This is a genomic window from uncultured Nostoc sp. (genome assembly GCF_964245445.1).
GTDB lineage: Bacteria > Cyanobacteriota > Cyanobacteriia > Cyanobacteriales > Nostocaceae > Nostoc.
Map to the genome: position 1 here is coordinate 1 of NZ_CAXTNE010000346.1, position 7,057 is coordinate 7,057.

Genomic DNA, 7,057 nt, shown 5'->3' on the forward strand with positions numbered 1-7,057 from the left:
TTTCGTTTATCCACCTTTTATCTCCGTCAACGAGTCTTTGAACTGGATGAATCCATCTTTTATCTCCGTTAACGAGTCTTTGAACTCCACTAATGAGTCTCGAAAATCGAAATGTTCAGCCTTGGCAAAGGTCATTCGTGCACCAATTGCTTTTCCCAGGAGGAGACGCTCTTGTAGCTTGCTTAAGAGTACGGGTACAAGTCGGGGAACCCGCCTAAGACATTGACTTTGCTATATAGATAAAACCCAACTCCGTGGGTTTCAAATTCTGGAAGAGATTTTTTCACCCTGTAAGGCTTAATATTACTTGGTCACAATTGAGGAAAACAATATATATCCTACAACTCGGCAAGCACTTATGTGCGTTATTATTTGCCAGTACTTGTCCAATTTCTACCGAGAAATTCAGCTATTCCGTTTTAGTAACACAACTGCTAATGTATTTATTTTGGCAGGTGATGAACTGCAAATCCTTGTATTTCGTGATGGAACTTGGAGATTTGTAAATGAAACCTAATTTTGCCCAAATGTCTACAAAAGAATTGAGGGCGTATGTACTTGCTAATCGGGAAGATATAGAAGCGTTGGAAATTCTATTTAGTCGCCGCACTCCCGACTCGGAAGCAATTATATATCCGTCGATGTTTACTGAAGATGGTAAACCTATAGAAGAGAATAATCGAATAATTGCAGAAGCGATGTCTACGACAAGCCGCTAAGAGCGTCTACGCTCAGAGAGTTCAGCAAGAGAAGAATAATCAGAGTTAATAATCCAGTCTCTAGGGTAGCCGCCCGATTTTGATGGTGTTGTCCTCACTACCACTGACAAGGGTTTTGCCATCTGGGCTATATTTGGTTTTGTTGATTTCTAGCCAGTTGCAGAGCGGGAACTGAACTCTGTTGAGCGCTGTATCAATTATGTAGAGCTATTCTACAGCACTCATTTGACAACTGGCATAGCTGGGACACCAGAAGCGGGAAGTTTTGCCCTATCCCTCGTACAACTTCTTCACTGTCCCGTTGTGTTGATATCTCCATTTAAACTGCAACTCTAAGTCATGAAATGCCAAATTGCCAAAATTGCTGAGGGCGGTATCTCATCCCCATATTCTTTTCGTAGAACAGCTAATCTTCGCCCAAGATTTGCTACCACACGGCACCCATTACTCTAATAGCCCCTTATACATCGCTTGACTAATGCTGTGGATACCTGAAGTTACAGAGGTGTCACAGAAGGGTGTTGCACGCTATTGTTAACAGTTTTTGCTTCTACAATAGGTTCTCGACCTGTAATCAATCTAGAGCGACGATTACGAGTGATGTAATTCCACGCCCACTGAAATACAACTAGTAATTTGGTGTCAAACTCGATTAAGAAGTAGATGTGAACTAATAGCCAAAATGCCCAAGCAAGGAAGCCTGTGAGTTTGAGGAAGCCTAAATCTACAACAGCTAAATTTTGCCCAATCATCGCCAAACTACCCACATCGTTGTAATGAAATTGTGGCAAAGTCTTACCTTGAAGCCGTCGTTGAATTAGTTTACCTACATACTCTCCTTGTTGTTTAGCTACGGGTGCAACACCAGGTAAGACTTTACTCTCTTGGTGGGAGAAGTTAGCTAAATCTCCAATTACGAAAATGTTGTCATAACCCTCGATAGACAAGTCAGGTTCTACAATTACACGCCCAGAGTAATCGCACTCTACACCTGTACTTTCTGCTAAGACTTTCCCCATTGGGGAACCTTGGACACCTGCTGCCCACAATATAGTTTTTGAGGTAATTTCTGTAAATTCATTGCCTTTCTTGAAAGTAACGATATCACCTTCAATATTTGTCACCCTGGTGTGAGTGTGGAGTTCGACACCCAACTTTTGCAAAGCTACTGCTGCTGATTTCGATAACTCTGGCGCAATGTGTGGGAGGATGCGAGGACCCCCTTGTAATAGTAAAATTTTCGTTTCTGAAGTGTTGATGCTGCGGAAATCTTCTTTGAGAGTTTTGTGTGCTAATTCCGCGATCGCACCTGCTAATTCTACACCAGTCGGGCCACCCCCCACAATCACAAAAGTCAAGTAAGCACTGCGAATTTCTGGATTAGTTTCTTTTTCTGCTGCTTCAAATGCGCCAAATATCCGGCGACGCATTTCTATCGCATCTTCCACACTTTTCAAACCAGGAGCAACTTTTTCCCAGTTATCCTTACCAAAATAGGAATGGTTCGCACCTGTGGCGATAATTAATGTATCATAAGGTACTACTTCATCACCCAAAATAACTTGTTGCGCTTTTGGATCAATATCATTTACTTCTCCCAACAACACCTTTGTATTCTTGCTTTTCTTAAATACAGATCGCAATGGTGCAGAAATATCAGAAGGTGATAGCGTACCTGTGGCAACTTGATATAAAAGCGGCTGAAATAGGTGAAAGTTACGTTTATCAATGAGAGTAACATTTACATTCGCTGCATTCAGATTCTTTGCTGCATACAGTCCACCAAAACCACCACCGACGATTACAACCTGATGTGGTGCATTATTATTAAGTGCAACTACCATAAGAAATATTCCCTTGTGTTAAGAAGCTGTAACTATTCTTAACAAAGATGTAACAGCATTATGATAGAGGTTGCTGTTTATTTAGAACAATTGAAAAAATAATAAAAGTAGCCAAAGTTAGTTTTTACCCCTCAGTTCCGGGTTGGCTTCAGCAAGGATTTGGCACACTTCGCCAATTTGATAGGTACTTTTATCCATTCTATAATTTACTGCCCAAGGAGAAGGGAACATCCCACTTTTTTGCATATCATTGCAAGCCAAACGAAGTGAAGCGTTCCTCATCTCTACGAGACGCACTTGCGGTCGCAATGATAGTTATTCTCTCATTGTAAATAAAAACTGGGATGCACCCCATGAAAAACCCTGTTGTTTTACTCGAATGATTTAGTAATCAAATCGGATTCCTATCTTTGCAAAAGTAAAATGCTTTCTTTCAACACATTTATATAATAAGATATTCACTATGAGCGATAACTATATTTTGAAACGTATATATACATACAGACAGGAAATCATAAAAGAAAATAAAGAAATCTGTCTTTCGCCTAAGAAAATAATAGGATACTAATAGTAGTAGCATATACAGAAAATCCATTTGTAGCCTCATCAAACTCATATTTGAGTGCATCTGAGTACAGCTTAATATATTGCAAAATATCTTGACTAAATCTTAGCAAAGGCTTGCAGGTAAAGTTTATTGTAGCGACTATAAAAATTCTTAACCCCTGCCCCAAAAATACTAGTACCCCCATCATTAAATACTAGCACCTGTACCCCAAGATAAATTTTAAGTTTATCTTGGGGTACGGGTTTCGGCGTTTGAGTACAACCTTAATCAATCCAATAAATCCAATCAGCATTGGGTTTTCTATCGAGTTGGAAGTCACCTGATATAAGCATAAAAATAGCAGATGGCTCATTTACCAGATAGACATTACCGATGCAACAGTCTTTAGACAGTATTAGCGATTGCCAGACTACCAAAACGCAGAATTCTGCCCATACATCCATGCTGAAAAATCTCCTCTCTGGCGTTTTTTTTGAGCCATTATTGAGTGATTTTCGCATTATTTTTGAGCGCGACCCAGCAGCACGTAATTGGCTAGAAGTGGTGTTTTGCTACCCTGGATTGCACGCACTCTGTTTGCATCGTCTTGCTCACTGGTTACATTGTCGAGGTGTGGGTTTTATCCCCCGCTTAATTTCTCATTTAGGGCGATTTTTAACAGGAATTGAAATTCACCCAGGCGCAGAAATTGGTCAGGGCGTGTTTATCGACCACGGAATGGGTGTTGTCATTGGCGAAACTGCGATCGTCGGCGACTACACACTGATTTATCAGGGCGTCACCCTTGGCGGAACTGGTAAAGAAACTGGTAAGCGTCATCCCACAGTGGGCAAAAACGCAGTTATCGGTGCGGGTGCGAAAGTTTTGGGTAATCTGCAAATTGGCGATCGCGTCCGTATTGGTGCAGGTTCCATTGTCTTGCAAAATGTTCCCAGCGATCGCACAGTTGTAGGAATTCCCGGTCGAATTATTTCTCGGAACGAAAGCGCTAGCCTTTCTCCTTTAGAACATGGAAAGCTACCCGATGTGGAAGCAACCGTGATTCGTTCTTTGCTCTCGCGCATTGAGCAACTCGAAAAACAACTGCAAACTTTAAACGTTAAGAGTCATTAGTCATTAGTCATTGGTCATTAGCAAAGGACAACTGACATAGACGCGCCAGCGGCTTCCCGCAGGGTAGGACAACTGACAAATAACAAAGGACAGCGGACAAATGACAAATCACACTTTAGGCGATCAAGTTTTGCAGATTCCTTTGAGCGATCGCTGGCGAATCTACTACCGTTTGCAAGAGTTAAAAATTAAGAGTTCCTGTCCCCCTGATGGTTCTTTACGAGTGCAAGTGAACAATTTGCTAGAAGCGATTTTAATTCGCAGTACAGTTATGCAATTTCTTGCTTCTCGTCACGAATTATTAGACTGGCTAGAGCGTTGCTGGCATTACAGTGATGAGTCATGAGTATTTCTAAAATACCTAATTTAGATACGATTAATCTTGAATTCATGACGCAAGTACTGCACTTCATCCTTTTTGTTCATAAATGCACAAAGCTCGAATAGCTTTAGAAGTTGAAGCTACTGTACGCTAACAGAATTTGTTGCAGACTGAGGGAGACTAATCGAGTTTTAGATTTTATCCAGTCTCCTAAATCTGAAATTATCCTGACATCTAGCGACAATTATAAAGGTGAAATTAGCAAAGAAGACTGGAAATTTCTGATTTTTAATTTTTTTCCAAATTAAGAAATTGAAAGTTCAATTAATTATGGCGACTCGTAACAGAGATATAAAACTTCTGAATTTTTTGCACAACGAACTTGAACTTTCAAATGCTGATATTGCTGTAGCTCTGCGACACCGTGAATTAGAAAATGGGCCACTACCGATGCTTCTCTGGCAGTATGGTTTAGTTGACTTGGAGCAGCTAGGAAAAATTTTTGACTGGCTAGCAGACCAAAGTTAGCCCATTTGAACCATTTAGCTTTGAGTACTATTACCTGCCGAAATTACACACAAATGCTCTAGAAAATCTGAGGTTACCAAGATGATTACATCCTTAATTGCTGGATTCTGTGTTTTACTTTGTTCAGGGTTTGCTAATAGCTATATCAGTTCATTGCTAATCGAAGAAATTACAACTGACATCGGTAAAAACGAATAGTAAATTATACATGGTTTTAGTTCCCTGCCATACAGATGTGATGCTGATAATCGGTCAATAATTAAGGATCATATATCCTACATTATGAATTGTGATATTTTTAGCATTTGCCATCGCTGGGAATTGTAGAGAGAAAGGTTATTAAGAATACTTCCAAGAGAGGGATATTTGCAATGAATCAAATCATAATTAATGACACAACATTACGTGATGGCGAACAAGCAGCAGGTGTTGCTTTCACCCTAGAAGAAAAAGTTGCGATCGCTAAGTTTCTTGATGCCATTGGTATTCCTGAATTAGAAGTCGGTATACCAGCAATGGGTGACGAAGAAACACGAGCGATCGCCGCAATTTCTAACTTGGGTTTACAAGCAAAACTCCTGGGCTGGAACCGCGCCGTCATCTCAGATATTAAGGCTTCTATCGCTTGCGGTCTGAACCGGGTGCATATTGCCATTCCCGTCTCTGGTATCCAAATTGCCGCCAAATTCCACGGTCAATGGCGAGTCAGTTTGCAAAAACTCAAAGACTGTATTAGCTTCGCTGTCGATCAAGGTCTTTGGGTAGCAGTCGGCGGAGAAGATTCTTCCAGAGCTGATGAAAACTTCCTATTGGATGTAGCGCTTTATGCCCAAGAATGGGGTGCATCCCGGTTTCGCTTCTGCGACACTGTAGGCGTTCTCGACCCTTTCTGCACCTACACCAAGGTAAAACGCCTAGTTTCAGCTTTGATGATTCCCCTAGAAATCCACACCCACAATGATTTTGGTATGGCAACTGCCAACGCCCTTGCAGGTATCAAAGCTGGAGCTTTATCTGTGAATACCACAGTCAACGGATTAGGTGAAAGGGCAGGAAATGCAGCTTTAGAAGAAGTTGTCATGGCGATCAAACGCATCTACAACGTTGATTTGGGCATCGACACTCCCAACTTGCTGGAACTGTCTCAACTAGTTGCTGATGCATCAGGTGCTAGTGTACCACCCTGGAAAGCGATCGTTGGCGAAAATACCTTTGCTCACGAATCTGGCATCCATGCTCACGGAGTACTGCAAAACCCCATCACCTACGAACCATTTGCTCCTGAAGAAGTGGGTTGGGAACGGCGTTTAGTATTAGGCAAACATTCTGGACGGCATTTGGTTTCAAACTTGCTAGAACAGCATGGAATTTTCTTGAACTCGCAAGAAACCCAATCTGTTTTAGACGCAGTACGCCATCAATCGGTACAGAAAAAACGCAGCCTGACAACAGAAGAACTATTGAATTTGGTCAGAGAACAGAGGTACTCTCATGCAACGTGATGAATTAGAGTTAAACTTGCCACCTGCTTTTGAAATTGGTGAAAAAGTCAGAGTTCGGAAACTGCTCAAGAACGATGGTACTTTTCCTGGTAAAGAAGTTGGGCAAGTTTTAGTGAACAAAGGGGATATCGGCTACATAGCGAGTATAGGCACATATTTGCAGACTTCCTATATTTATGCGGTGCATTTCTTGGAAACAGGATTCGTCGTCGGCTGTATGAAAAAAGAACTAGAATCTGTTGAGGAATCTCATGAAAGTAATGCTACGCATGAATGATGCCGGTACTTTAGTAGTCTACGTTGCTAAAAAAGACCTTGAAGAAGAAGTCGTCAAACAAACCGATGGAAATGATGGCAAGATTCTCACTCTAGCAAATGGTTGGGAATTGGAATTTCGTGATTTACCAGACCCAGCAAATTTACCTCAAACTGTAGAAGCTAAACGCCTTGCGTAAGGGGAC

Annotated in this window: 9 protein-coding genes; 8 read left to right on the forward strand and 1 reads right to left on the reverse strand. The window is 41.3% G+C overall.

Annotated features, from left to right (window positions below):
- Positions 1 to 307: 307 nt before the first annotated feature.
- Positions 308 to 517 carry a DUF6888 family protein gene (locus tag ACFE90_RS34200; RefSeq protein ID WP_375506728.1) on the forward strand — a complete coding sequence of 70 codons (210 nt, stop codon included), beginning with the start codon at positions 308 to 310 and terminating at the stop codon, positions 515 to 517.
- Complete coding sequence (locus ACFE90_RS34205) at positions 507 to 719, forward strand: DUF6887 family protein (protein ID WP_375506729.1); 213 nt, start codon at positions 507 to 509, stop codon at positions 717 to 719. Before ACFE90_RS34200 ends, ACFE90_RS34205 begins: the two co-directional genes overlap by 11 nt.
- Before the next feature lie 497 nt (positions 720 to 1,216).
- Here ACFE90_RS34205 and ACFE90_RS34210 read toward each other — a convergent pair whose 3' ends face one another.
- Positions 1,217 to 2,563: an NAD(P)/FAD-dependent oxidoreductase gene (locus ACFE90_RS34210; RefSeq protein ID WP_375506730.1), complete on the reverse strand. Its 1,347-nt coding sequence runs from the start codon at positions 2,561 to 2,563 to the stop codon at positions 1,217 to 1,219.
- 940 nt (positions 2,564 to 3,503) lie between these two features.
- Here ACFE90_RS34210 and cysE point away from each other — a divergent pair.
- The 6 genes from cysE to nifT all read left to right on the forward strand — a co-directional run bounded on the left by cysE (position 3,504) and on the right by nifT (position 7,051).
- Positions 3,504 to 4,244, forward strand: a complete 741-nt coding sequence (gene cysE / locus ACFE90_RS34215) for a serine O-acetyltransferase (RefSeq protein WP_375506731.1) — start codon at positions 3,504 to 3,506, stop codon at positions 4,242 to 4,244.
- A 100-nt stretch (positions 4,245 to 4,344) separates the two neighbouring features.
- The gene (locus ACFE90_RS34220) at positions 4,345 to 4,590 is read left to right on the forward strand and encodes an Asr1405/Asl0597 family protein (protein ID WP_375506732.1); all 246 of its coding nucleotides are present in this window, start codon (positions 4,345 to 4,347) and stop codon (positions 4,588 to 4,590) included.
- 306 nt (positions 4,591 to 4,896) lie between these two features.
- Positions 4,897 to 5,094: a DUF2949 domain-containing protein gene (locus tag ACFE90_RS34225; RefSeq protein ID WP_375506733.1), complete on the forward strand. Its 198-nt coding sequence runs from the start codon at positions 4,897 to 4,899 to the stop codon at positions 5,092 to 5,094.
- Positions 5,095 to 5,465: 371 nt separating this feature from the next.
- Positions 5,466 to 6,596, forward strand: coding sequence for a homocitrate synthase (nifV, locus tag ACFE90_RS34230; RefSeq protein ID WP_375506734.1), 1,131 nt, complete (start codon positions 5,466 to 5,468; stop codon positions 6,594 to 6,596).
- Positions 6,586 to 6,873: a nitrogen fixation protein NifZ gene (locus ACFE90_RS34235; protein WP_094327372.1), complete on the forward strand. Its 288-nt coding sequence runs from the start codon at positions 6,586 to 6,588 to the stop codon at positions 6,871 to 6,873. The genes nifV and ACFE90_RS34235 overlap by 11 nt, the downstream gene beginning before the upstream one ends.
- A complete protein-coding gene (nifT, locus tag ACFE90_RS34240; RefSeq protein ID WP_375506735.1) occupies positions 6,848 to 7,051 on the forward strand; it encodes a putative nitrogen fixation protein NifT in 204 nt (67 codons plus the stop codon). The genes ACFE90_RS34235 and nifT overlap by 26 nt, the downstream gene beginning before the upstream one ends.
- Positions 7,052 to 7,057 lie beyond the last annotated feature (6 nt).